Below are 2,104 nucleotides of genomic sequence, written 5' to 3' on the forward strand. Positions count from 1 at the left end.
CAAGCCCCGGCAAAGGGGCCGAGCACGATCTGGGGGACCATGGCCACGAGGCTGGCTGTAGCGAGCACGGTGGCCGAACCGGTTTCACGGGTGAGCCACCACACCAGACCGAACTGGGCGATCTGGCTTCCGAATAGAGAGAGCTGCTGCCCGCCCCAGATCGTGAAGAACCGCGCCTTCCAATCCTTTATGCCTTGAGGGTTCAAGGGTTTTCATTCCCACCGCAAAACAGGTTTCAGCCTGTCAATCCTGACAGCCCGCAGCCGCTCAGTTTAGCTAAAAACACTTAGGTACAGGTATTTGTCCTTTCGTCCTTTCAAGTTTCTGAAGCGTTTTAAGCTTTATAAATTCAGGATACGCCTTTTCGCAAAAGTTCTTTTCACACATCCGTTTTAGTCTTAAACATGTTGCAATATATTTACATCCTCCTCCACAGAAGGGCGTCCACTTGCATTTTAAACAACTCGGTGAAATATCCTCTTCCAACATTTTTACATGAACATAACTTGTCTCTTCCCCAAACACAGACCCCTTTGCGTAGCTAGAATTTCCTAAAAAGCCAGTACAAGTGTAGAGAGTGCCCGTGGGGTATACTACCGACGCCCAATCTACCCGGAGTCCACAGGGGTAATAGTCTGGGAATACTAAAACCGGGATATCTCTTTTGTACATTTCTTGCCATAAGGTGATAAACACGTTAGCTTTTTCTTCTCCCCTCAGTACGTATTTATTCCAGTTATCCTTGGGGTTAAAGGAGGGAACCACAGGAGCTGGATAGACCACAACTCTCTCCGATCCGGCTATACCAGATGAAACAAGAATGTCTAGTAATTCCGGGATAGTGTTAGCGTTATGAGCATCAATATTTATTCTGATACTTAGGGATCCAAATTTATCACTTTGCAGCAATTCGATAGCATTGCCCATAATTCTTTGCCAAGTTGGTTGGCCTGAGTGTAATGGTCGTCGTTGGTCATGTATTGCTTCTGGGCCGTCTAAGGTGATTTGATAATCCCTTATCCCAAACTCGCTTAAAGATTCAACCATATGACCGTCCAGCAAGTATCCATTTGTAATCACGTACTGTTCTAGTTCACAATTAAAGCGTGCTGTTAGCTCAGTAAATTTCTCAGAGCACAATTTAATGGCATTTATATTTAGAAGAGGCTCTCCTCCATAGTAAGCAATACGGAATTTGCGCGGATGCTTTACTGCGAAGATCCTCTCGAAATATTCAACAACACGCTCTACAGTGGATTCATTCAGCCACACATCCTCATGAAAACCTGATTCAGTACAGTAGCGACACGCAAAATTGCATGCCATAGTGGTCAAAATTGCTATTTCCATAGCACCGTAATCGAATTTAGCCGAATCAATGAGGTATTTCACATAATACGTCTCGTCACAGTCTGAAGGCACAAGCAAGCCTTGTTGTGCCAATTTTTCTATTTCGCCCCATGCTTCAGCATCAACTGTGGCACGACTGATGTCCTGATGCTGGTTCAATAACTCCGCAACTGCCTTTGTAATTACAGCGGTTGACTTATAAAGTGTTGAATGTAAAACGAATAGCTCGCCTGAAAGCGGGATTAGAACGGTATATCGCGATTGTTTATATTTTTGGCGCACTTCCACACCTTCGCTCATCATAACCTCCTCGTGCTACATTGGGGCAGCTTGGGCATTAACACCCAAGCTGCCCCCTACAACTCTATGGCGTGAATTTAGAGCCACGACCACAGAAGCACCCACAGAACCTTGGCTCCAACCGACCAACGAATTCACGTTTCTCGTCTATGATCCATACCTTATACATCACAACACCCCCTTTCTTCTTAGTTTGCACTATTTTAAGGCTTGTTCGTCTCCCTTGTCTATCACCTAGGTGACAGAGAAAGCGTCACCAAGGTGACACAATGGCCAAAAGCCTGATGGGGAAAGGATCTGCGATCAAAGGGAATTTTGTCACCCAAGTTCTTGCAGGCCATTTTGGTCAAGTATGGTGATCCGACCGCGTTCGGCTCGGATTAACCCCTGGTTTACTAACTTCTGCAGGTTCAGATTGACCTTCTGGCGGCTTGCGCCGATCAGATCGGCCAGA

2 protein-coding genes are annotated in these 2,104 nt (G+C 46.0%); both read right to left on the bottom strand.

What is annotated here, in order from left to right:
* Window positions 1-276: 276 nt before the first annotated feature.
* Window positions 277-1,650, bottom strand: a complete 1,374-nt coding sequence (locus H5T41_11030) for a radical SAM protein (GenBank protein ID MBC7109291.1) — start codon at window positions 1,648-1,650, stop codon at window positions 277-279.
* A gap of 318 nt (window positions 1,651-1,968) precedes the next feature.
* Window positions 1,969-2,104 (bottom strand): winged helix-turn-helix domain-containing protein (locus H5T41_11035; protein MBC7109292.1); only part of this gene is annotated, 136 nt, incomplete at its 5' end.

It is taken from the genome of Methanomassiliicoccales archaeon (genome assembly GCA_014361295.1).
GTDB lineage: Archaea > Thermoplasmatota > Thermoplasmata > Methanomassiliicoccales > JACIVX01 > JACIVX01.